Source organism: Thalassospira sp. TSL5-1 (assembly GCF_001907695.1).
Classification (GTDB): domain Bacteria; phylum Pseudomonadota; class Alphaproteobacteria; order Rhodospirillales; family Thalassospiraceae; genus Thalassospira.
Genome location: NZ_KV880637.1, coordinates 1,974,805 through 1,997,364, shown reverse-complemented (window position 1 = coordinate 1,997,364; position 22,560 = coordinate 1,974,805). Strand labels below are relative to the sequence as shown.

Sequence of the window (22,560 nt, the reverse complement as noted above, 5' to 3'; positions counted from 1 at the left end):
CTCAGTGCTTTAATTGTTATCTGGAATGAAACCAAAGTTTTATCAAACCGTCACAGACAAAAATTACACTGCTGGCATTGCCTGTTTTTGCTCAGGGTTTGGCAGGCAATTCCTTCTATTGGGTTTTCTTCCCGAAATTTCAGACTGTCATTTTAAGGATCATCGACATGACCAGCCCAACCGGCATTTCCCGCCGTTCGCTGCTTGGTATTCTTGCGGGCGCGCCCTTCCTCCCGTTGCTTGAAACATCGGCCCTGTCCATGCTGGGCAGTTCCCCGGCCTTTGCCGCAACGGCCAAAAATCGTGTCAAATCGATCGAGTTTGTGGGGATGGGGGCCCCCATGACCGACGCCGAACGGGCAACGACAACGGTAAAGTCCGGTCTTGTCGCAACCTATGAAAACGGTGCCTCACAGGCGTTCAAGCTGGGCTACAAACCGCTTTTCATTACCGGGGACGAAGTTTCCGATGGCAAGGGCGGCAAGGTTGTTGCCGGTGGCTATCGCGACATCAACAACAACCCGATCATTGATGAATCCTCGCCCGACAAACGTCAGTTCTTTTCCGATTGCCCGGATGGCTACAGCCTGATCAAAATTGACGGCGCCAAGGTGCCGGGTGTTAAGGGCAACACGGTGTTTGCCGTGGTTCAGTTTGAATATACCTCGCGCGCCTATGATGGCACGGACATGTATGGCAAGCTGCCATCGCCAATTGCGGTTCTGACCTTTGACCAAAACCCGGAAAGCGGCGAGCTTAGCCTGGTTCAGTATCATCCGGTTGATACCAGCAAGGTACATGGCCTCTGGATCACCTGTGCCGCCAGCCTGTCGCCCTGGAATACGCATCTGTCATCGGAAGAATACGAACCCGATGCCACTAAGGCAGCCACCTCGGAAGAATTCCAGACCTACAGCAAAACCCTGTATGGCGATCCGAAAAAGGCCAATCCCTATCACTACGGACATATGCCCGAAGTGATCGTAAATGCCGATGGCACCGGCGAAATCAAAAAGCATTATTGCCTCGGCCGTATTTCGCACGAACTGGTACAGGTGATGCCAGACCAGCGCACCACCCTGATGGGCGATGACGCCACCAATGGTGGCCTGTTCATGTTCATCGCCGACAAACCGGCAGATTTGTCCTCTGGCAAGCTTTATGTTGCCAAAGTCATGCAGCGCGAAGGCGTTGATTTGGACAAAGGCGGCAAGTTTGACCTGAAATGGGTCCTGCTGGGCCATGCCACCAGCGACGAAATCAAGGCGCTGGCCGATAAACTGACGGCGGATGACATTATTGATGTTGTCCATGAGGACCCGAAAGACGACAGCTTTACCGCCATTCGTTTCAGCGGTAAGGAACAGTGGGTGCGCGTTAAGCCGGGCATGGAAAAGGCTGCAGCTTATCTTGAAACCCACCGTTATGCCCCGCTGGTGGGCGGTACGCTGGCCTTCACCAAAATGGAAGGCACCACGGTCAACGCCAAGGACAAAATCGGTTATTCCGCCATGTCCTATATCTATAAATCCATGAGCGACGGTAAAAACCCGATCAAGGTTGACCAGATCAAGGCCGGTGCCGTTTACGCATGGCCGATGACCGGCAGCCAGACCGATACCGACGGCAATGCGATTGATAGTGACTGGGTGCCCGTTACAATGGCCGCCGTGCCGGAACTGATTGGCCGTGACCTTGAAACCCCGGATGAAATTGGCAACACCGCAGACATCAACCTGATTGCCAACCCCGATAACATCAAGTTCTCCGAAAAAATGCGTACTCTGTTTGTCGGTGAAGACAGCGGCAACCACGTCAATAACTTCCTGTGGGCCTATAACGTCGATACCAAAAAACTGGACCGCATCCTGTCCTGCCCGGCCGGTGCCGAATCAACTGGCCTGCATGCTGTCGATGACATGAACGGCTTTGCCTACATCATGAGCAACTTCCAGCATCCGGGCGACTGGGAAAAAGGCCTGCACGACAAGGTAAAAGCCGACCTTGAACCGCTGATCGACGCCAATTACCGCGACCGCTTTGCCGGTGGTGTTGGTTACATCCACGGGATTCCTGTCGAAGGTTGATTTCTGCTTGATCGTTCAGTTCTGATGTTTATTTTGAATTCGTAAAAAAGTGAAGTCGGATTATGAAAATATCATACGTCTTTTGATATCTAATAATTCGGCTTCTCTTTAAATATTAGGTCTATTAGGTCTTGTGGTATTCCCTTTGATATTCGAGTGATCTCTTGCTCTGATAACAAATTTTTGTTCATGTCATTCATGTCTAAGCCTCTGCGGTTTATTTCCTCTATTACATGAGAAAAATTTCGCAAATATGTGATTTGCTGTTCTTTTGTGGGTTTTTTCCATTTTCCTTTGATTATTGAAATATATGTGCATAGTAATGTTCTGTGGAAAATAATTCGGATGTTGTCAATGCTCTCTTCTGAGAGATAAGGATACCTCTGGTATTCGATGGCCCATTGTTCACTGCGGGTCATTTTTTTTGGGATATCGATGATTTCTTCGCTGTTTTCTATCGATTGTAACGATTCGGTTTGCAGCGAAATTGGCGCACCGCGGAACTGAGTCCATTCTGTAATTATTTTTTCTATTACCTGATCTTTCCACGGATTGTTTGTTGCCTCTACATTGGTGTAGCTCCAAATTGTAAGGCGAAATTTTTGCTCTTCGTGGATGTAGTGTTTTTCTGATATATATATTACGTAATCAATTGAGTTGTATCGAGTGGAATCTTTGGATTTATGGTTCATTTTCCTATCTATGCAGGACGCGAATAGATCTGGAGTAAATACACCAATTGAGTTGTTGAGGAAAATGCAGATGTTTACTCTGTTTTTTCTCGGATTCCGTTTCGAGTAGTTTTTGAGTTGTTCTTTTGCCTTCCTTAAATGATCTTCTATCGTTCTGGAAAGTTTGTTGTGAAGTTGGCGGCGAATTTCTTCTTTTTCGGGTCCGTCTTTGAAGGATGTTTCAAAAGATCTTTTCCCGTAAAAATTAATTTTATTATCAATTGATTCGTTATTTTCTATTGTTTCGTTTAGTCTTTCGTTCTGATCGGATTTTAGTTGCTTTACTTCAAGTAAGGCTAAACCGTTAAAGCAGGTGAAATCGGGGAATTTTCCATGTTTGGCCTCTTCGTTGAAATTTGCGTCGAGAGATATTCCTTTGAGTCTTTTGGTGACAAATTGACTGAATGTTTCGGACATGTCATTGGGGGATGAATTTCTCTCAACGCGCATTTTGGGATTTCCTATAGGTTGAAAATCTTTGATGTGATTAAGGATATTAATTCATCGAGTGGGGTGCTTGTCGAGTTTTTATGCTTATTTTTGTGTGTTTTTGTGGCGGAACGCTTGAGTGGGTTTTGAATGTTGTCTGGCAGGTTAGGCCTATCTAAAATTTATATTTTTTTTAGACAGGCACCCACTCAGCAAATATCCCCCCGTCGGTGCTTCCCAGTCCACCATTTCGCCAAGGCAATAGGTGCCGGGGCGTTTGATAAGCTGGAAATTGTCGTCCAGTTCTTCCCACGCTACACCGCCTGCGGTGCTGATGGCTTCGTCAAGCGGGCGGGGGCGGGTGATGGGAAGGGGCAGTGCCTTGATATTTTGGGCCAGTTTGGCAGGGTCATTTAAGGTTTCGCGCGGGGTAACTTCAAATATCAATGCCGTTTTGGTGGCATCCAGGCCCAATGTTTTGCGCAAATGATTACCCAGCGAATTTTTACCGCGCGGTTTGGCAAGGCGGGTGGCGACGTCGCCAAGGTCACGGTCCGGCGTCAGGTCCAGCGTCAGAATGGCACTGCCAGTTTCCAGCCACTGATCGCGCAGCGTTGCGGAAATGGCATAAACGGCACTGCCTTCGATCCCGGATTTGGAAATGACAAATTCCCCGCGAATTGTTTGGCTGCCTGCTGAAAGCGTAACAGCCTTGACCGGCTGGCCCGCGCATTTATCAATCAGATGCTGTGTCCAGCGAATGTCAAAGCCGCAATTGGCCGGTTTGAACGGGTTGCATTTAATACCGGCCGCCTGAAGGATTTGCATCCATTTGCCATCCGACCCCAGGCGTTTCCAGCTTCCGCCGCCAAGGGCGAGTATGGTGATATCGGCCTTGGCCTGAACAGTGCCGGTTGGAGTTCTAAAAATGGCGTTGCCGGTTTCATCCCATCCCGTCCAGTAATGGCGGTAATGAATGGTGCAACCAAGGCCATCCAGCCGCCTGAGCCAGGCACGCAAAAGCGGGCTTGCCTTCATCGCGGTGGGGAAAACCCGGCCTGATGAGCCGATAAAGGTTTCAACCCCCAATCCGGCGCACCATTGGCGAATTTCGTTGGGGCCGAAAGCACGCAGATGCGGTTCCAGCCTTGCGCGTGATGCACCATAGCGTGACAGGAACGTTTCCAGATCCTCGCTATGGGTGATGTTTAAGCCAGATTTCCCCGCCATCAGGAACTTTCGCCCCGCACTGGGCATCGCTTCGTAAATTGTCACATCATATCCGGCCCCGGCCAGTCTTTCCGCGGCCATCAGCCCGGCGGGGCCTGCACCAATAATCATGGCGCTGCGTGCCGGTGCGTGTGCGTGGGCGTTGCGGGCGGCGGGGGGACGGGGCATGAACAGTGCCTTTATCAGTGGATCGGATGAACGTGCAATAATGCGCCCCGGTTATGACGGTTTCGCCCGGTTTTGGCAATCAGGCGTGCAAACTTTGCCCTATTGTGACGGGTAAAGGTGCCAACATGATCGCGCATCGGTGGGTTGAAAACGTTAAATTTATGCAGCAGCGCGCCAAACATTGGCAATTTCGCGCCAAGTCGTATAACAAAATTCCAGTGCCTTTGGGCAATTTTCTAATGGGGCGATATTTGGCCCGGGCCGCTTCCGGCGGGGATTGGCGGTTATGCTGGCCCATAAATCAAAAGACGTTATGCGGAGGAAAAAGATGTTCTCATCGCAGATCCGGCGTGTTGCCCGTGGGGCAATGGCGATTGCGGCGGTTGCCACCCTGTCAACGGCGGTGGCGGGTGTTGCCAGTGCTGCCGAAAAAATCAACATTGCAACCCTGGCTTTTGTGTCGAGTGCGCCGCTGTTTATTGCCAAGGAAAAGGGCTATTTCGCCGATGAAGGCCTGGATGCGGAACTGACCTTTTTCCGCGCGGCACAGCCGGTTTCGGTTGCCATTGCATCAGGCGATGCCGATTTTGGTGTGACAGCCTTTACCGGTGGCTTTTTTAACCTGGCAGCCAAAGGCGCACTTAAGGTTATTGGCGGGCAACTGCATGAAGAACCGGGCTATGATGGCTCGGCCATTCTGGTTTCGAACAAGGCCTTTGATGCCGGTTTAACCAAGGTGGAGCAACTGGGCGGGCATAGTTTTGCCTTAAGCCAGGTGGGTTCAAGTTTTCATTACATGATTGGTAATGTCGCCGAAAAGGCAGGCTTTGACCTTGCCAGCATGGATTTAAAACCACTGCAGGCGGTGCCCAACATGATTGGGGCGCTCAAAACCGGGCAGGTGGACAGCATGATTATTGTGCCCCACATTGCCAAGCCGCTTGCCAATGCCGGTGCCGCCCACATCATTGGCTGGGTCAAGGATTACGACCCTTACCAGGTTGGGGGCTTGTTCACATCGACCCGTAATGTTGAAGAACGCCGTGATGTGGTCGAACATTTTGTTAAGGCCTATCAGAAAGGGGTTGCCGATTATCGCGCGGCCCTGCTGGCAAAGGACGCAAATGGCAAGCTGGTTAAGTCTGATAGCACCGACGAGATTCTTAAAATCGTGCATAAATATGTTTATGCCGAAGACCCGGAAGAAAAGGCATTTCCGAAAATTCGCAATGGTGCGATGTTTATTACCAAGGATGCCCGCCTCGATGTGGCCGATGTGAAAAAGCAGGTCAAATGGTATCAGGATCATGGCTATGTTTCCAAGGATGCCGCCCCCGATACCTTCATCGATACCAGCTTTATCCCGCCGCTTGACGCAAAATAAAAGCCGTTAGCCATTCTTTGGAACCGGCCTGTGACTGCGGGCCGGTTCATTTGTTTTTCCATTTTCATTTCATTGACAAGAGGGCCGGTTATGCGGCTGGAAATTTCCGGGGTCAGCCATCATTACGATCAGATGGTGGCCCTGCGTGATATTGATCTGACCATCGAACCGGGCGAGGTTGTTGCCCTGATCGGGCCGTCAGGATGTGGCAAATCAACCCTGCTAAGCATTATAGGCGGAATGTTACAGCCCAGCGAAGGGCAGGTCAGTGCCAGTGGTGCCGTTCCCGAAGGGTGCCTTAACCCGTTAACATATGTGTTTCAGGATTTTGCTTTGCTGCCCTGGCGCACGGTGGCGGGCAATATCAGCCTGGTTCTGGAAGATCATAAATTAAGCAAATCCGAACGGGCGGCACGTATTGACGAAGTGCTGGCGCAAACCGGCCTGTCGGATTTTCGCAATGCCTATCCCAAGCAGCTTTCGGGCGGCATGAAGCAGCGTGTCGGTATTGCCCGTGCGCTGGCGGTGCGCCCGGCTGTGTTGCTGATGGATGAACCATTGTCCGCGCTGGATGCACAAACCCGCATTTTGCTGCTTGATGAATTTTCGGCCCTGTTTGCCCGCACCGGCATGACGGCGGTGTATGTGACCCATAATTTGAACGAGGCCGTTCGTCTGGCGCATCGGGTGGTGGCCCTGCGCCGTCGCCCCGGTACGATCAAGGAAATTCACACCATTGATGTGCCGATTGACCAGCGCCAAGAAGGCGACCCGGAAATTGCCGCGCACGAAGCAGCCCTGTGGGAATTGATTCGCGATGAAGCCATTGCCGCAGACAAGGAACTTGAACATGTCGGATGATCGCGCTGCTGTAAAAAATCCTGTCCGGTTGCGGGCGATAGGCTTTAACCCGCGTGCCAACCCGTATGCTGCCTGGGGCAGTTTTATTGTATTGGTCATTCTTTGGCAAATCGGTTCGTCAACCGGGTTTATCAGCGAACTTGCCATGCCAAGCCCGGTTGCGGTGGGCAAGGCCCTTTGGCAATTGATTGTTTCGGGCGAATTGTGGGTGCATCTGGCGGCATCGGCACAGCGGTTGGCGGTTGGCTGGATGTTGGGGACGGTCGCGGGGCTGGTTGTCGGCTTTTTAATCGGCATGTTTTCCTGGGCGCGCTCGCCCGGCGTGGCCTTGGTGTCCGCCTTGTTTCCTATTCCCAAAATCGCGCTTTTGCCGCTTTTCATCATCTGGTTTGGTATTGGCGAGCCGTCCAAATTTGCCACCATTGGCTTTGGCGTGTTTTTCCCCACCGTCATCAATACCTTTGGCGGGGTGGATAATGTTGCCCGCAATTTGATCCGGATGGGGCAAAGTTTTGATCTGTCCACCTGGTCAATTGTGCGCAAAATCATCTTGCCCGGTGCCTTGCCCACCATCCTGTCGGGTTTTCGTATTTCATCCTCTATCGCCATTATTTTGCTGGTGGCGGCTGAAATGATCGGGGCGCAATACGGTATTGGCGCGTTGATCCTGTCGGCAGGAAATCTGTATCAGACCGATCAACTGATTGCCGGGGTGGTTGTCCTTTCGCTGTTGGGGCTGTCGGTTTCGTGGTTCCTGGGGCGGTTGGACAAATGGTTATTGTCCTGGCGTTAACCTAACTGAATACTAAAAGGATTACTGCCGGGGCCGGGCCAAATGCGGTCGCCGGTTTTGCGTGAATTAATGAAGGAGACGTTATGTCAGGTGGTGCCTGGATTGCCCCTAAATCGGATGATATTGACAGGATTCTTGCTTCGCTTGCAGATCCAGCCCATGCTGGGGTGCTGACGCTTGTCCCGCGCGAGGATTTGGAAACGGCCAATGAAAGTCCTGATCGCGCCCTTTGGGTTTATTACGCGGAGGGTAAACCGCTGGCCTTTGCCTATCTGTCGCATTTTGCCACCGAAACACCAAAGCTGGAGGAATTTGCCGTTTTCGTAAAGGGCATGGGGATTGGGGCGATGGCAATGGGGGCGCTGATTGAAAGCTTGCGCGGAAATCCGGGGTTTAAGCGGTTCTGGCTTCATGTCGCGACGACAAACGAACCGGCACTCCGGCTTTATCGCAAGTTTGGTTTTGGTCAGGATGAATTTCTTCCGGCGCACTGGACGAACCGGTTGGGAGAGACGATTGATCTTTTACGTCTTTGGCGGTCGCTGGATCATCCGGCGCTGATTTAGGCCGCCTGCATTGCCAAAGCCCTCAGCGATAAAGGGCGCGATACCGGGCGGGGGACATCCCCGCCTTTTTCGTGAAAAAGCGCGAAAAATACCCGGCATCCTGATAGCCAAGCTCATCGGCGATTTGCTGAATGTTGATGTCGGTATAGATCAGGATGCGTTTTGCCTCGAGCACAAGGCGATTATGCAAAACCTCGATGGCTGTTTGCTCGACAATGTCCTTGCAAATCCGGTTGAGCTGCGTGGTGGTAACGCCAATTTCGCGGGCATATCGTGCCAAGGGCAAATGCTGGCGATAGTCGGTTTCAATCAGGGTTTGGAACTTGCGGAATTTCGCGTTTTTCTGTTCCTGGCGTGATAGCCGACCATCGCGATGTAACTCGCCGTGTCGTCCGGCCTCAAGCAGCAATAAACCGATAATGTTGCGTAGCGCAAACAAACGGCCAATGGCATGCCCATAATATTCCTGCACCAGTTGGCGGATCAGAAAGTCGGTTTTGGTATGTGCCGCCTGATGCGCGGGTAGCGGCAGGGAGTGGCCGGAGGGCTGATCGGTTTGATATAGTGCCAGTTGTACTGGCGGAACATAAAGGGGTTTATCAAGGCAACTGTTCAGCCGGGGCACCAGTGCCAAAATTTCGCGGAGATGGTCATCGGTCAATGAAATGACCCAGCCGTCAATATCCTGGCTAAACCGAAATCCATGTACCGTGCCAGGAGGAATGGTCAACAGGCTTTGGGGACCAACAGAGAATTGCCGGTCATCAAATTCGATCCGTGCTTCTCCGTTTGTTGTGAACAGCAATTGAAACAGGTTGGCGTGACGGTGCGGCTGGATATACATGTCATGCAGGCGCGAGCGCGACGGGATTGATTCCAGATGAAAAAATTCCGGTTCCTGTTCGGCATTGCCATTCATGGCGATGTTTTCGCCATATAGCCGATAAACCGGAATTGTTTCGCGTGTTGCAATCATCATTTTATCTGCTTTGTATCTTTATCCGCCTAAAAGGGTGGGAACCAGCAATGTCAGGGCCGGGATAAAGACGATCAGGGTAATGCGCACAATTTCGGCGGCAAAAAAGGGCATCACACCCCGGAAAGTCTGGCTCATGGGCACACCCTCGGCAAGGGCATTGATGATAAACACATTGAGGCCGACTGGGGGCGTGATCAGCCCCAGTTCAACAACAATCAGCGATAAAATCCCGAACCAGATTTTAAGGTCCTCTGCCCCCATGCCATAGGCGGCGGTGGCCGCTGTTGCAAAATCCCCGCCATTGATATTGACCAGGGCCGGCCAGAAAAACGGGATCACCACCACAATCATGGATAGGCTTTCCATGAAGCAGCCCAGAACAACCAGGGCCAGCAACATCAAAACCATGATCAGCCACGGGTCAAGGCCGCTATTGGCCGCCGCATTTGCCATAAAGGCGGGTAAACCGGCGCGGCTGAAAAAGCCTTTGAGCACTTCAGCGCCCAGCAGGATGAAAAATATCATCGAACTGGTTACGGATGTATCGCGCAGCGCCTGTTTTATGCCGCGCAGATCAAGCCCCTCTTTGCCGCGCCAGTGCATGACCAGCCCATAGGCCAAAATGGCAAATACACCCACGCCCGCCGCCGGGGTTGGTGTAAACAGGCCCGCACCCAAACCAAGGATAATGGCACCAAAAATCGCCATTACCGGGATCAGGCGCATCAGGGCCTGTTTGCGCTCTGCCGGGGCCATCGGTTCGGGAATGGGGGCCAGGTCGGGTTTCAGGCGCACCTGAATGGCAATCACCATCATAAAAAAGGCAACCGCGATCAAACCAGGAATAATGGCCGCCTGAAACATCTGAATGATCGAGGCTTCGACCGTGACCGCATAAATCACCAGGGCTACCGATGGCGGAATGAGAATGCCAAGCGTGCCACCCGCCGCCAGCGTGCCGGTGGCAAGGCGCGGCGCGTAATTCAGGCGGCGCAATTCGGGCAGGGCAACACGCCCCATTGTCGATGCGGTGGCAAGGGATGACCCGCAAACCGCCCCAAATCCGGCACAGGCGCCAATGGCTGCCATGGCAACACCCCCGCGAAAGCGGCCCAAAATGGCATTCACCCCCTGAAATAAATCGCGTGACAGGTTGGCCTGGCTGGCAAGGTAGCCCATCAGCACAAATAATGGCACGACCGACAATTCGTAATTGGAAACAATGCCCCACAGCAGGGATTTGAACTGTTGTAAATAGGGTTCAAAACGCAAAAACGGGAAAAAGATGCTCAGCACAAAGTTGCCGCCAATCCCGACGCCAACCATTGCCAGACCAACCGGAATACGCAGGGCCAGCAGGAAAAACAAAACACCCAGCCCGCCAATACCAATCAATTCGCGTTCAGACATGGGCGTTTCTTTCAAAAATCTGGGTCATGCACACAAGTGCCCACAGGAACATTGCAATAATGCCCGGCACATAAAACGGCCAAAGCTGCCAGCCCAGAATGGCCGACATGGCATTGTCGTCATAAACTTCAAGCAAGCCACGGATCATCATGTATCCCAGGAACAGGGCAAGGGCGCTCGTCAGGGTGGCGGAGACAACATCGACAACCCGGCCAAACCAGTCGGGAAACAGCTTCATGAACACATCAACGGCGACATGGCCGTACCGTGTCTGGCAGTAGGGAAACATCATCAGGGCCGCCGAACTGACAACCAGACTGACAAAATCCTCATATCCGGGAATGGCCGGAAAATTTGCGCCAAACAGGCGGGCAATTTTATCGATGGCAAAACCGCCGACATTGACGATGGTGACAACGGCAATCAGCAGTGCCAGAACACCACCCAATACGGCCAGGCCTGATGCAGCGTGAAAAAGCAGGCGTTTCATTTGGCAGGTTAACCTTGCTGAAAGAAAACCGGGACCATCCATAATCTGTATGGCGGGGCTGAATGGTCCCGATTATTTTTATTCGTCGGTATGTTTCAGGACGGCGGCCTTGGCTTCTTCCACCAGGGCTGCGGCATTATCAATGCCAGCGGCATTGGCTTCCTGAACCCAACGGTCAATGACACCGGCCGATGCGTCATCGAAGGTTTTTTTCTGTTCTGGGGTCAGTTCAATGATCTCGCCTTTGCCATCCCGGATCAGCTGTTTTCCGGCTTCCTCGACATTATTCCAGACCTCACCAGCGTGGGCGTAAAAGTCGCGACCGGTATTGTCATCGAGGATTTTTTTCAAATCATCGGGCAGGCTTTCATAGCGGTCCTTGTTCATCGCCAACAGGAAAACGCTGGTGCCGAAACGGGAGTTTTTGCCAGCTCCTTCAACGGAATAGGACACCAGTTCATTCAGTTTGAGCGGGCCGACAACCTCAAACGGGACAAGCCCGCCATCCACCACACCCAGGGACATGGCCTGGGTTAGGGCAGGAACCGGCATACCTACTGGTTCAGCACCCCAGCTTTCAATCACCCAGCTTCCTGTGCGGGTGGGGGTGCGCAGTTTCAGGCCCTTTACATCTGCAACAGTGTGAACTTCTTTTTGCGTGGTGTGAATGGCCTGTCCGGTATGCACATGCACCAGCAGCGGATGAATGTCTTTCAGGTCCGGGGCCAATTCGTCCATCATGTCATAAATGGCAAGGTTGGTTGCTTTGGCATCGCCCAGATGCACGCCCGGTAACTCGAAGACTTCGGTATGGGGGAATACGCCTGGCGTATAACCCGGCAATGTCCAGACAATATCGGCAAGGCCGTCACGCACCTGGCGATAAAGTTCCGGCGGGTTACCGCCCATCGACATGGAGGGGAAAATCTCGAATTTGATCCGCCCGTTAGATTCTTTTTCAATTTTCTGGGTCCAGGGTTCCAGCAAATCTTTTTGGATTGGTGCCTTCGGCCCCAGAAAATGATGAATGGTCAGTGTAACTTCCTGCGCCTGTGCCCCGAACGAGGCCAGGGTGGCAATGGCTGCCCCCGCAAACAGTTTTGTAATGTAGTTCATGTTTCCTCCTGATATCTCCACAAGGCCTGTTTTTCCAGGCTTCGGGCACATGTTTGATCATGGGGAAAGTGACGAACGTTTTTATTGATTGTCGCCTTGTGACGGTCTTCTATCCCCAAGTTTCATCAACTGTAGTTTCATCATAACGGTTATGTATAATGATATTGAGGCTGTTATCCATAACCATACATTTATGTATTAGTTGGTGCGGGTGCCGAGATATCGGGCCGTTTCCTCGCGGATGACATTGATCAGCATTTCAACGGGGGGCGAGGACGGGGCATCAACCCGGGTGGTCAATCCAACCGGGCCGAATGTATCGCTGGTATCAAAGGGCAACTTGACGAGCACACCCTCGGCCAGATCAGTTGCGATGACCCCGTTTGAAATAATCCAGACTGCATCACTTTCACGGGTAAAGGCACGCCCAAAGGTGGTCGAGACGGTTTCAATGCGATCGGGCAGTGCCCCGATGCCATGCGCGATTAGCAGGCGATCAACAGCAGATCGAATGATGGCCGTCGGGGTGGGGATCAGAACGGTGTAGTCGCGAATTTTCGTTAAATCCGGGCTTTTATCATCAAGCAAAGGGTGCCCGGGGCGCACGACCAGCGAAATCTGTTCTGAATAAAGATGAATGAAAGACAGGCCCGACATTTGATCAGGCTCGGCCAGGCGGCCAATGACCAGGTCCAGTTCACCAACACGTAATTGCCCCAGCAAAATTGTGTTAAGGCCGGTAATAACGCGAATGGTGGTATTGTTGCCCAGCGCCTTAAACCGTTTTAAGGCCGCAGGCACGATGGTTGCCGCAACGGTGGGCAGCACACCAATTGTAATGGTCAGCCCGCCCTGGGCACGAACCTGGCTTATGCTGTCCACACCCTGGCGCAGTGCGGTAACACTGGCCCCGGCATAGCGCAAAAAGACCTTGCCATAATCGGTTAGGGCAACGCCGCGCTTTGATCTGTCAAACAGGCGGGCATCAAGATGTTCTTCCAGTTCGCGCAGGGTTTTGGAAACGGCGGGCTGGGTAATCGCCAATGTATCGGCCGCTTTGACCACGCTTCGCTGGCGCGCAACTTCCAGAAAACAGGTCAGGTGACGGAATTTAATGCGATGATCAAGCATGATGCGCCTCGTTTTTGGCTGCTGATGACTAAAACATAATTAAATAGTTATGAAAAAAGCGCAAATACTCATTTTACATAACCAAAACTCTTTGGTCATGATGCTGTCATCACTTAAAGGTGGACACATATGACGCTAAAAGTTGCCAACTTGAACGGAATACATCTGCATTATGCCGATCAGGGCAAACAGGATGGGCCTGTTCTGGTTTTTTCAAATTCTCTGGGAACCGACTTACGCATATGGGATGATGTGGTAGCCCGGTTGTCGTCGACCTGTCGCCTGATCACCTATGACAAACGTGGTCATGGTTTGTCTGGCATTGGCGATCACCCCTACAGCATTGATTTGCACACAAGCGACCTTTTGGCGTTGCTGGACCATTTGCATATTGATCAGGCGGTTATTTGTGGTCTTTCGGTTGGCGGGATGATTGCCCAGCACATTGCCGCGATGGCACCGGACCGTATATCGGGCCTGATTTTATGTGATACGGCGCCTAAAATTGGCGATGCGGCTGGCTGGAATGCCCGTATTGATGCCATTGAAAAGGGCGGTATGGAAGCCATTGGCGATGCGGTGATTGCGCGCTGGCTGTCCGATGATTACCGCGCCACACAAACGGCCATGACGGCCCTTTATCATGCCATGCTGGTGCGGTGCCCGGTTGCCGGATATGGCGGTACCTGTGCAGCCATTCGCGATGCAGATTTGACCGAAAATACAGCAAAATTAGACCTGCCGGTCATGTGTGTTGCGGGATCGGCTGATTTGTCCACCCCGCCCGAACTGGTTGGCAAAATGGCGGCGCTTATTCCCAATGCCGGTTTCACCGTAATCGAGGGTGTTGGCCATCTTCCGCCGGTCGAAACCCCGGATCAGCTGGCCCGGATCATCGACACTTTTATCAGGGAGAACGGCCTTGACTGAAAACCGGTTTGACAACGGGATGAAAACCCGTCGGTCGGTTCTGGGGGATCGCCATGTGGATCGTGCGTCGGCCAACATCACCGAGTTTGATGATTTTTTTCAGCATTATATTACTGAAAATGTCTGGGGGACCTTATGGACCAATCCGGCCTTATCGCGGCGTGAACGCTCGATTATTACCGTGTCACTGATGGCCGCCCTTGGCCATGAAGAAGAACTGGCAATGCACTTGCGGGCCACGGTTAATACCGGTGCCAGCCGGGATGACATTCGCGAAGCCCTGATGCACGTTGCGGTATATGCGGGTATCCCGGCAGGAAATACCGCCTTTCGCATTGCCAAACAGGTTTTTGCCGAATTGGATAATCAAACGCCGGATCAGGGAGAAACAAAATCATGAGCGGGTTTAAACCGCGTGACTGGAGTTGCCACGCTCCCTATATCGCACCCGATTACAAATCCACCATTCTGCGCGGGCCGACCAAACCACTGGTATCCCTTGCCGGGGGCATATCCGAAGCCAGCGGCCCGGTTTTTGCCCGTGCCGCCGTTCGGGACCTGGACTGGGATTTAACCCGCAATGGCCGCGTGAATGGTGAGCCGATTGGCGAACGCATTGTTGTGCATGGCAAGGTGATGGACGGGGATGGCCGCCCCGTTCCCCATACCCTGATCGAGGTATGGCAGGCGAATGCGGCGGGGCGTTACGTCCATAAGGTGGACCAGCATGATGCCCCCCTGGACCCGAACTTTCGCGGTTCCGGCCGCTGCATGAGTGACGAGAACGGTAATTACCTTTTCTATACCGTTAAACCGGGCGCTTATCCTTGGGGCAATCATTTCAATGCCTGGCGGCCTAACCATATTCATTTGTCCCTGTTCGGGCCGGGTTTTGCCACCCGGCTGGTGACACAAATGTATTTCCCCGGTGATCCGTTGCTGGCGCTGGACCCGATATTTCTGGCCACACCTGATGAAGCTGCGCGTAACCGGCTGATTTCAAAATTCTCGATCGACAAAACCGAGGAAGGCTTTGCCCTTGGCTATCAGTTTGACATTGTCCTGCGTGGACGCCTTGCCACCCCGATGGAGGATTAAGCCATGACATATGGAGAAACCCCGTCGCAAACGGTTGGGCCATATTTCGCCTATGGTCTGACGCCGGGGCAATATGGTTATGATTTTAGCGACATTGCTAACCACATTGTGGCTGGGCCCGATGCCAAAGGCGAACATATTCGCATTATCGGCCAGGTGCTGGACGGCGAGGGTGCGCCGGTATCCGATGCCATGATCGAAATCTGGCAGGCGGACGATGAAGGGGTCTATCGCACCGACCCCGTTAGTATTGAAAATACCGGTTTCCGGGGCCTGGGACGTTGTGGCACCGGAACGGATGCGCAAAACTGCTTTGTTTTTGAAACCATCAAGCCCGGATGTGTTGCCGATGCGACGGCACCTTTCATCAATGTCACGGTGTTGATGCGCGGAATGCTGGTGCATGCCTTTACCCGGCTGTATTTCGACGATGAAGCGGCGGCAAATGCCAGGTGCCCGGTATTGCGGGCCGTCCCGGCGGATCGTCGCGATACCCTGATTGCCAAACGCACAGATACGGCAACGGGGCCGGAATACCGATTTGACATTCATATGCAGGGCGACCGCGAAACCGTGTTTTTCGACGTTTAACGCCTTTTTTGATTGGGGGCAGTTACGCATCGCATGATGGCTGCCTCAAGGATTTCTTTTGACCCGGGAGATTGTTTCTGTGGTTGCACAATTTATGTCTTTGAAAGACGCCATTGCGACCTGTGTTCAGGATGGGGATACGGTTGCGATGGAGGGTTTTACTCACCTGATCCCGCATGCTGCCGGGCACGAGATTATTCGCCAGAAAAAACGTGATCTAACGCTGATCCGTATGACGCCGGATATGATTTACGACCAGTTGATTGGTGCCGGATGCGCCAAAAAGCTGATGTTTTCATGGGGCGGTAATCCGGGGGTTGGCTCGCTACATCGTTTGCGAGATGCGATTGAAAATAGTTGGCCCTGCGCCCTTGAGATCGAAGAACACAGCCATGCTGCCATGGCAAATGCCTATGATGCCGGGGCGGCGGGCCTGCCTTGCGCGGTGTTCAAGGGCTATCGCGGGGCGGAATTGCCGCGTGTGAACCCCAACATCAAATTCATTGAATGCCCCTTTACTGGCGAACGTTTGGCAGCTGTTCCGGCCATTCGCCCGGATGTGGCGGTGGTGCATGCGCAAAAGGCGAACCGTAAGGGCGATATCCTGTTTGAAGGCATTGTTGGCGTGCAAAAGGAAGCCGTTTTGGCCGCCCGCAAGTCCATCATCACGGTCGAAGAAATTGTGGATGATTTCAATGATGTACCCTTTAACGCGGTGATGTTGCCCAACTGGGCGGTAACAGCGGTGGTGCATGTCCCTGGTGGTGCACATCCATCCTATGCGCAGGGCTATTACAAACGTGATAACGCCTTTTACAAGGCCTGGGACAATATCGCCAAAGACCGTGACAGTTTTAATGATTGGCTGGACCAGCATGTGTTTAATGGTGGCCCCGAAGATTTTGCAACCCGCCTGAAGGCACAACACAGCAAGGCGGAGGCCTGATCATGACGGATTATAATTCGACAGAAATGATGACGGTCACCGCCGCGCGCGCCCTTAAAAACGAGGATGTCTGTTTTGTCGGTATTGGGATGCCGTCGGCGGCGTGCAACCTGGCGCGACTGACCCACGCGCCAGACATCACCCTGATTTATGAAAGCGGCACCATCGGCACCAAGCCCGATGTTCTGCCTTTGTCGATTGGTGACGGGGAATTGTGCGAAACGGCCATGAATACCGTGCCGGTCACGGAAATGTTCCGTTACTGGTTGCAGGGGGGTAAAATATCGGTGGGTTTCTTGGGCGCAGCCCAGCTTGATAAATTTGGCAATATCAACACCACCGTGATTGGCGATTACGATAACCCGAAAGTACGCCTGCCAGGCGGCGGCGGGGCACCGGAAATTGCCACCAGTTGCGGCGAGATTTTTCTCGTCATGAAGCAAAGCAAACGCGGCTTTGTAGAAAAAATCGACTTTGTTACCTCGCTTGGCTATGGCAAGGGCGGTGATGATCGGGCAAGCTATGGTGTCACCACCAAGGGGCCATCGCGCCTGATAACCGATTTGTGCATCATGGAACCGCATCCGACCGACAAGCATTTCATCGTGACATCCATTCATCCCGGTGTCAGCCGCGACGATATTGTCGCCGCAACCGGTTGGGAGGTTGAATTTGCCGATAAGATTGCCGAAACCCCGGTACCATCGGACCGTGAATTGCAGGTTCTGCGTGATTTGCATGCCCGCACCAACGCCGCACACGAGGGCCATTAAAGAATGACCGACGCCTATATCTGCGATTATATCCGCACCCCGATTGGCCGTTTTGGCGGGGTGTTATCATCCGTCCGGGCGGATGATCTGGCAGCGGTTCCGCTGCGGGCTCTGATGGAGCGCAATCCGAATATTGATTTTGCCGCGATAGACGACGTGATCATGGGCTGTGCCAACCAGGCGGGCGAGGATAACCGCAATGTCGCCCGTATGGCAGTGTTGCTGGCCGGTATGCCCGAAAATGTAACCGGCACAACGGTCAACCGCCTGTGTGGATCGGGCATGGATGCCATTATTATGGCGGCCCGTGCGATTAAGGCGGGCGAGGCCGATTTAATGGTCGCGGGAGGTGTTGAAAGCATGTCGCGCGCGCCCTTTGTCATGCCCAAGGCCAGTTCGGCCTTTTCGCGCAATGCCGAAATTTACGATACAACCATTGGCTGGCGGTTTGTAAATCCGCTGATGAAACAGCAATATGGCGTCGATTCCATGCCGGAAACGGGTGAGAACGTGGCCGAGGATTTCAACATCTCCCGCACCGATCAGGATGCCTTTGCCGTGCGTTCACAGGACAAGGCCATTGCCGCACAGGAAAATGGCACTTTGGCCGAAGAAATTGTGCCCGTAACGATCCCGCAGCGTAAAGGCGATGATATTGTCGTATCGCAGGACGAACATCCGCGTCCCGGGACAACGGTGGAAAAACTTGGCAAATTGCCAACCCCGTTTCGGGAAGGTGGAACGGTTACGGCGGGCAATGCTTCGGGTGTGAATGACGGCGCGGCTGCCCTGATTGTTGCATCGGAAGCGGCGGTTAAAAAATATGGCCTAACGCCGATTGCCCGCATTGTTGGCGGTGCAACGGCGGGCGTTCCGCCACGTATTATGGGTTTTGGCCCGGCACCGGCAACGCGCAACCTGATGGCACGGTTTGACCTGTCGCTGGACCAGTTTGATGTCATTGAACTGAACGAGGCCTTTGCATCGCAAGGCCTGGCGACATTGCGCGACCTTGGCATTGCCGATGATGATGTGCGGGTAAACCCCAATGGCGGAGCTATTGCCCTGGGCCATCCGCTGGGAATGTCAGGCGCACGCATTACCGGCACCGCTGCACGGCAGTTAAAACGTGCTGGCGGCAAATATGCGCTGGCAACCATGTGCATTGGTGTGGGGCAAGGCATCGCCATTGCCCTTGAAGCGGTATAACGGGACCATTGCCCGCAAAGCCAGGATCAGTGTTATGGTGGCGATTCATAACGGATCGCCATCCTTTTTTATGAATGGGGATAAGCATGAGCCTGTCACCCTTTGATTCCGTGCTCTATGGCGACCTTTTCGCCGATGCGGAAATTGCGGCCTATTTTAGTGATGATGCCGTGATTGCATCGATGGTGCTGTTTGAAACGGCCCTGGCGGCGGCGCAGGCGCGGGTGGGCCTTGTTCCACAGGTGGCGGCTGATCAAATTACCGCCGCTTGCCGCGATTTTACCCCGGACCCGGCATCACTGGCGGCATCCTGTGCCAATACGGGGGTGCCGGTGCCGGGCTTGGTCAAGGCGATCAAGGCGCATGTGGGCGGGGATGTCGCACGTTATGTGCATTTTGGCGCCACCAGCCAGGATGTGGTCGATACGGCCCTGGTTCTGCGCATGCGCGATTTGGTGGCGACCTTGCGCCATCGCATGCGCACAATCATTAAGTCATTGATCAAACTTGCCGATGATCACCGCGCAACAGTGATGGCGGGGCGGACCCGCAGCCAACAGGCGGTCCCCATAAGCTTTGGTCTGAAGGTTGCCGGTTGGCTCATGCCGCTGGTGCGTCTGGATCATCAATTGGCCACAAGTGCGCGGCAGTTTCTGCGTTTATCCTTTGGCGGGGCGGCTGGAACACTGGCATCGATGGGGTCTGTGGGGCAGGAGGTTGAACACGCCCTGGCCGACGAATTGGGGCTGGAAATTGCCGAAATGCCGTGGCATAGCCAGCGTGATATGATTGTTGATCTGGCCTCAAAATTAACATCGTTAACTTGTGGCTTTGGCAAAATCGGCCAGGATCTGGTTTTGTTATCACAGTCTGAAATTGCCGAGGTCACATTGGCCAATGGCGGTGGGTCATCTACCATGCCGCACAAGGCCAATCCGGTTGCAGCGGAAATGCTGGTCACACTGGCACGGTTTGGCGCAACGCAAATGTCGCATTTGTATCATGCGCAAATCCACGAACATGAACGCAGCGGCACCGCCTGGTTGCAGGAATGGCTGGCATTGCCCGAAATCGTTATGGCCTGTGGCAAGGCAACGGGTTTGATGCTGTCAATTCTGGATAATTTGCAGGTTAATGGCCGCAAGATGCGCGAGAATATCGACATTTCGCGCGGTGCCATGTTGGCCGAGGCCGCAACATTTGCCCTGGCCGATCATATGGACCGCGATGCGGCCGATAAGCTGGTTAAACAGGCGGTTGTAACCTCATTGGCGCAAGGCACCCATTTGTTTGATGAATTACCGAAAGTGACCAATGCTGGTGTTGATTGGCAAAAGGTGCGCGACCCGGCCAATTATCTTGGCCTGAATGATGTCTATATTGACCGCGTATTGGGGGCGGCACATCGGGTCCTGGCCGAGGGGTAAACCGATTCAGCCACTTTATGTAATGCCAATCAGACGGATGGAAAAAGGGCGAAACCGTTAATCACATAGCAGGTTTCGCCGCTTTTTATCGTTCGGTTACGGTATCATTCACCATTTTGGGCGGCGTCAAAAAAATCAACCTCAAGCCGTGTGGCCGCGGCAAAATAACGCTGGCATTCTGCGCGCGCGGCATCGTCCAGTGTCGGTCCGACATGATCAAGCTGCGCATTCAGATAAGCCACCACGCTGGCGAAATAATCGCCGGTATGAAGGTCAATCCATTCGGAAAACCAAAAATCAAGCGGCGGATTATTGGGCACCGTTTTTGCGACCCGGTCGGCCCAGCCAAGATAGCTGCCTTCCGCCACCGCAAGCACGGCCACCATATTGGCATAGACGCTGCTGTTAAGGGCTTCGGCCATCAGGTTTTTAAATCCTTTGGTTGCATCCCAGTCCGGTGTGCCCACACGCTGGTTATTGCGCACACCAAGGGCGGTGAAACACCGTTCAAAATAGGTGTTTTCCTTGCCCGTCACCAGGGCCAGGAACTGGCAACCGGGAATGCGGTCCGCAAGGGTGGGTGCATGGGCGACCGCACCAGCCAAAAGCGCGACAAAACGATCCAGAAACCGGTGATCCTGCACCAGATAGCGGCGTAAATTCTCTGTCGGGACGGCACCTTTGCCCCACGCATCGGTAAAGGGATGATGGGTTGCGCGGTGCCAGTCATCGGTAACGCTTGCGATTAGCCATTGGGAAAAACCCTGACCGGGATTTTCCTGTTGCCATTCCGGCCAGTCTTTGGCCGTTCCCATCTTTTCGGAATCAGACATGAACCCATCTCCAGCTTTGACATCACAGCAGAGCTAGCACGCAGGTGCCTGGACTGCAACAAAGTTGCAATCATAACGGCTTTATACCTGACGCGGATGCTCGCAAGAGTTAATTTAACAAAGAAATATGCGCAAATTACATTTGTAAAACATAATTTAATGATATATGGTCTGTGAAATTCTGTATTGGAGGTCGAAATGACAAATATTGGTCGTCTGGATCGTGCGGCACGGTTTATTGCCGGTCTTGTTTTGCTGGTCCTGCCCTTTGCTCTTGCGGGCGAGGGGGGCATCATGGCTGCTATGGGGGGCTATGCCTGGCTGTCGCTTCTGGTGGGTGCTGTCATGCTGGTGACAGCCGTTTTCCGGTTTTGCCCGGCTTACTGGCTGTTTGGCATTCGGACCTGCCAGATTGGTAACCAGGCGGGCCGCGTCGAGGCAAAAAAATGACGGACTTGCAGGAAATTTTATCCTTCACACAGGCGGGGTCAGCCCCCCTTGTGAAGGCGTTTTTTGATCCGGACACATTTACCATCAGTTATGTTGTGCGCGACCCGAATTCGTCTGCCTGTGCCATTCTTGACAGTGTGCTGGATTATGATCCCGCATCAGCTCGAATTAACTACACGTCGGCAGATGCCATTATTTCCTATATCCGGGCGGAAGGCCTGAATGTGGAATGGGTACTGGAAACCCATATTCATGCCGATCATCTTTCTGCTGCCCCCTACCTGAAACAGGAACTGGGCGGGGCAATGGCAATTGGCGCGAATATCACGATTGTACAGGACCATTTCGGCAAGGTTTTTAATGCCGGAACCGAATTTTGCCGCACCGGTCGTCAGTTCGACAGGCTGTTTAAAGACGGCGATCAATTTGAAATTGGCAGTTTGCATGTTTGCGCATTGCATACGCCGGGTCATACGCCTGCCTGCATGTCCTATCTGATCGGTGATGCCGTTTTTGTCGGTGATACCCTTTTCATGCCCGATTATGGTTCGGCACGCTGCGATTTCCCCGGCGGGGATGCGCACGCGCTTTATCAGTCGGTTCGGCGGTTGCTGTCCTTGCCCGGTGAAACCCGCATGTTCATGTGTCATGATTACAAGGCACCGGGGCGCGATGAATATCGCTGGGAAACAACCGTTGCCGAAGAACGGACCCACAACGTGCATCTCAAAGACGGTGTTAGTGAAGTCGATTTCGTCAGGATGCGTCATGAACGTGATGCAAAACTGGGCATGCCGCGTCTGATTTTGCCATCGATCCAGGTAAATATGCGCGGGGGGGAGTTGCCACCGGCCGAAGATAATGGCATCCGTTATCTCAAGCTGCCGCTGAACATGTTTTAAACATGCCCGGCCATCGAGATAACAAA

23 protein-coding genes are annotated in these 22,560 nt (G+C 53.1%); 15 read left to right on the top strand and 8 right to left on the bottom strand.

Features of this window, described 5'->3' with window-relative positions:
• The first annotated feature begins 167 nt into the window (after positions 1-167).
• Complete coding sequence (locus tag LF95_RS09425) at positions 168-2,087, top strand: PhoX family protein (RefSeq protein WP_073954695.1); 1,920 nt, start codon at positions 168-170, stop codon at positions 2,085-2,087.
• Between the two features lie 89 nt (positions 2,088-2,176).
• Here LF95_RS09425 and LF95_RS09420 read toward each other — a convergent pair whose 3' ends face one another.
• Both LF95_RS09420 and LF95_RS09415 read right to left on the bottom strand, forming a co-directional pair.
• Positions 2,177-3,268 (bottom strand): hypothetical protein, encoded by a 1,092-nt coding sequence (locus LF95_RS09420; RefSeq protein WP_073954694.1) that lies wholly within the window; start codon positions 3,266-3,268, stop codon positions 2,177-2,179.
• Positions 3,269-3,418: 150 nt separating this feature from the next.
• The gene (locus tag LF95_RS09415) at positions 3,419-4,645 is read right to left on the bottom strand and encodes a TIGR03862 family flavoprotein (protein WP_073954693.1); all 1,227 of its coding nucleotides are present in this window, start codon (positions 4,643-4,645) and stop codon (positions 3,419-3,421) included.
• Positions 4,646-4,973: 328 nt separating this feature from the next.
• Between LF95_RS09415 and LF95_RS09410 the strand changes: the two genes are divergently transcribed.
• The 4 genes from LF95_RS09410 to LF95_RS09395 all read left to right on the top strand — a co-directional run bounded on the left by LF95_RS09410 (position 4,974) and on the right by LF95_RS09395 (position 8,249).
• On the top strand, positions 4,974-6,029 hold the full coding sequence (locus LF95_RS09410; RefSeq protein ID WP_215905661.1) for an ABC transporter substrate-binding protein: 1,056 nt from the start codon (positions 4,974-4,976) through the stop codon (positions 6,027-6,029).
• Positions 6,030-6,119: 90 nt separating this feature from the next.
• Positions 6,120-6,890: an ABC transporter ATP-binding protein gene (locus LF95_RS09405; protein WP_073954692.1), complete on the top strand. Its 771-nt coding sequence runs from the start codon at positions 6,120-6,122 to the stop codon at positions 6,888-6,890.
• Positions 6,880-7,683, top strand: a complete 804-nt coding sequence (locus LF95_RS09400; RefSeq protein ID WP_073954691.1) for an ABC transporter permease — start codon at positions 6,880-6,882, stop codon at positions 7,681-7,683. The genes LF95_RS09405 and LF95_RS09400 overlap by 11 nt, the downstream gene beginning before the upstream one ends.
• Positions 7,684-7,766: 83 nt before the next feature.
• On the top strand, positions 7,767-8,249 hold the full coding sequence (locus LF95_RS09395) for a GNAT family N-acetyltransferase (protein WP_073954690.1): 483 nt from the start codon (positions 7,767-7,769) through the stop codon (positions 8,247-8,249).
• 22 nt (positions 8,250-8,271) lie between these two features.
• On the opposite strand, the gene LF95_RS09390 is transcribed toward LF95_RS09395, so the two are convergent.
• The 5 genes from LF95_RS09390 to pcaQ form a co-directional block, all read right to left on the bottom strand.
• Entirely contained in the window at positions 8,272-9,228 is a 957-nt protein-coding gene (locus tag LF95_RS09390) for a helix-turn-helix domain-containing protein (RefSeq protein WP_073954689.1), read from the bottom strand.
• 18 nt (positions 9,229-9,246) lie between these two features.
• Entirely contained in the window at positions 9,247-10,638 is a 1,392-nt protein-coding gene (locus LF95_RS09385) for a TRAP transporter large permease (RefSeq protein WP_073954688.1), read from the bottom strand.
• Entirely contained in the window at positions 10,631-11,128 is a 498-nt protein-coding gene (locus LF95_RS09380) for a TRAP transporter small permease (protein ID WP_073954687.1), read from the bottom strand. The genes LF95_RS09385 and LF95_RS09380 overlap by 8 nt, the downstream gene beginning before the upstream one ends.
• Before the next feature lie 78 nt (positions 11,129-11,206).
• Positions 11,207-12,244 (bottom strand): TRAP transporter substrate-binding protein, encoded by a 1,038-nt coding sequence (locus LF95_RS09375; RefSeq protein WP_073954686.1) that lies wholly within the window; start codon positions 12,242-12,244, stop codon positions 11,207-11,209.
• Positions 12,245-12,442: 198 nt separating this feature from the next.
• Complete coding sequence (gene pcaQ, locus LF95_RS09370) at positions 12,443-13,375, bottom strand: pca operon transcription factor PcaQ (RefSeq protein WP_073954685.1); 933 nt, start codon at positions 13,373-13,375, stop codon at positions 12,443-12,445.
• A 129-nt stretch (positions 13,376-13,504) separates the two neighbouring features.
• On the opposite strand from pcaQ, the gene pcaD reads away from it, so the two are divergent.
• The 8 genes from pcaD to LF95_RS09330 all read left to right on the top strand — a co-directional run bounded on the left by pcaD (position 13,505) and on the right by LF95_RS09330 (position 20,349).
• Positions 13,505-14,305: a 3-oxoadipate enol-lactonase gene (pcaD, locus tag LF95_RS09365; protein WP_073954684.1), complete on the top strand. Its 801-nt coding sequence runs from the start codon at positions 13,505-13,507 to the stop codon at positions 14,303-14,305.
• Complete coding sequence (gene pcaC, locus LF95_RS09360) at positions 14,298-14,705, top strand: 4-carboxymuconolactone decarboxylase (RefSeq protein ID WP_073954683.1); 408 nt, start codon at positions 14,298-14,300, stop codon at positions 14,703-14,705. The genes pcaD and pcaC overlap by 8 nt, the downstream gene beginning before the upstream one ends.
• Positions 14,702-15,403: a protocatechuate 3,4-dioxygenase subunit beta gene (pcaH, locus tag LF95_RS09355; protein ID WP_073954682.1), complete on the top strand. Its 702-nt coding sequence runs from the start codon at positions 14,702-14,704 to the stop codon at positions 15,401-15,403. The genes pcaC and pcaH overlap by 4 nt, the downstream gene beginning before the upstream one ends.
• A gap of 3 nt (positions 15,404-15,406) precedes the next feature.
• On the top strand, positions 15,407-15,994 hold the full coding sequence (gene pcaG, locus LF95_RS09350; protein WP_073954681.1) for a protocatechuate 3,4-dioxygenase subunit alpha: 588 nt from the start codon (positions 15,407-15,409) through the stop codon (positions 15,992-15,994).
• Between the two features lie 79 nt (positions 15,995-16,073).
• Positions 16,074-16,940 carry a CoA transferase subunit A gene (locus tag LF95_RS09345; protein ID WP_083607617.1) on the top strand — a complete coding sequence of 289 codons (867 nt, stop codon included), beginning with the start codon at positions 16,074-16,076 and terminating at the stop codon, positions 16,938-16,940.
• Between the two features lie 2 nt (positions 16,941-16,942).
• A complete protein-coding gene (locus LF95_RS09340; protein ID WP_073954680.1) occupies positions 16,943-17,713 on the top strand; it encodes a CoA-transferase subunit beta in 771 nt (256 codons plus the stop codon).
• Positions 17,714-17,716: 3 nt separating this feature from the next.
• Positions 17,717-18,922 carry a 3-oxoadipyl-CoA thiolase gene (pcaF, locus tag LF95_RS09335; RefSeq protein WP_073954679.1) on the top strand — a complete coding sequence of 402 codons (1,206 nt, stop codon included), beginning with the start codon at positions 17,717-17,719 and terminating at the stop codon, positions 18,920-18,922.
• Between the two features lie 86 nt (positions 18,923-19,008).
• On the top strand, positions 19,009-20,349 hold the full coding sequence (locus tag LF95_RS09330; RefSeq protein WP_073954678.1) for a 3-carboxy-cis,cis-muconate cycloisomerase: 1,341 nt from the start codon (positions 19,009-19,011) through the stop codon (positions 20,347-20,349).
• A gap of 104 nt (positions 20,350-20,453) precedes the next feature.
• Here LF95_RS09330 and LF95_RS09325 read toward each other — a convergent pair whose 3' ends face one another.
• Positions 20,454-21,182, bottom strand: a complete 729-nt coding sequence (locus LF95_RS09325; protein ID WP_083607572.1) for a TenA family protein — start codon at positions 21,180-21,182, stop codon at positions 20,454-20,456.
• A gap of 198 nt (positions 21,183-21,380) precedes the next feature.
• On the opposite strand from LF95_RS09325, the gene LF95_RS09320 reads away from it, so the two are divergent.
• The gene (locus LF95_RS09320) at positions 21,381-21,632 is read left to right on the top strand and encodes a YgaP family membrane protein (protein ID WP_073954677.1); all 252 of its coding nucleotides are present in this window, start codon (positions 21,381-21,383) and stop codon (positions 21,630-21,632) included.
• Positions 21,629-22,534, top strand: coding sequence for an MBL fold metallo-hydrolase (locus LF95_RS09315; RefSeq protein WP_073954676.1), 906 nt, complete (start codon positions 21,629-21,631; stop codon positions 22,532-22,534). The genes LF95_RS09320 and LF95_RS09315 overlap by 4 nt, the downstream gene beginning before the upstream one ends.
• Positions 22,535-22,560 lie beyond the last annotated feature (26 nt).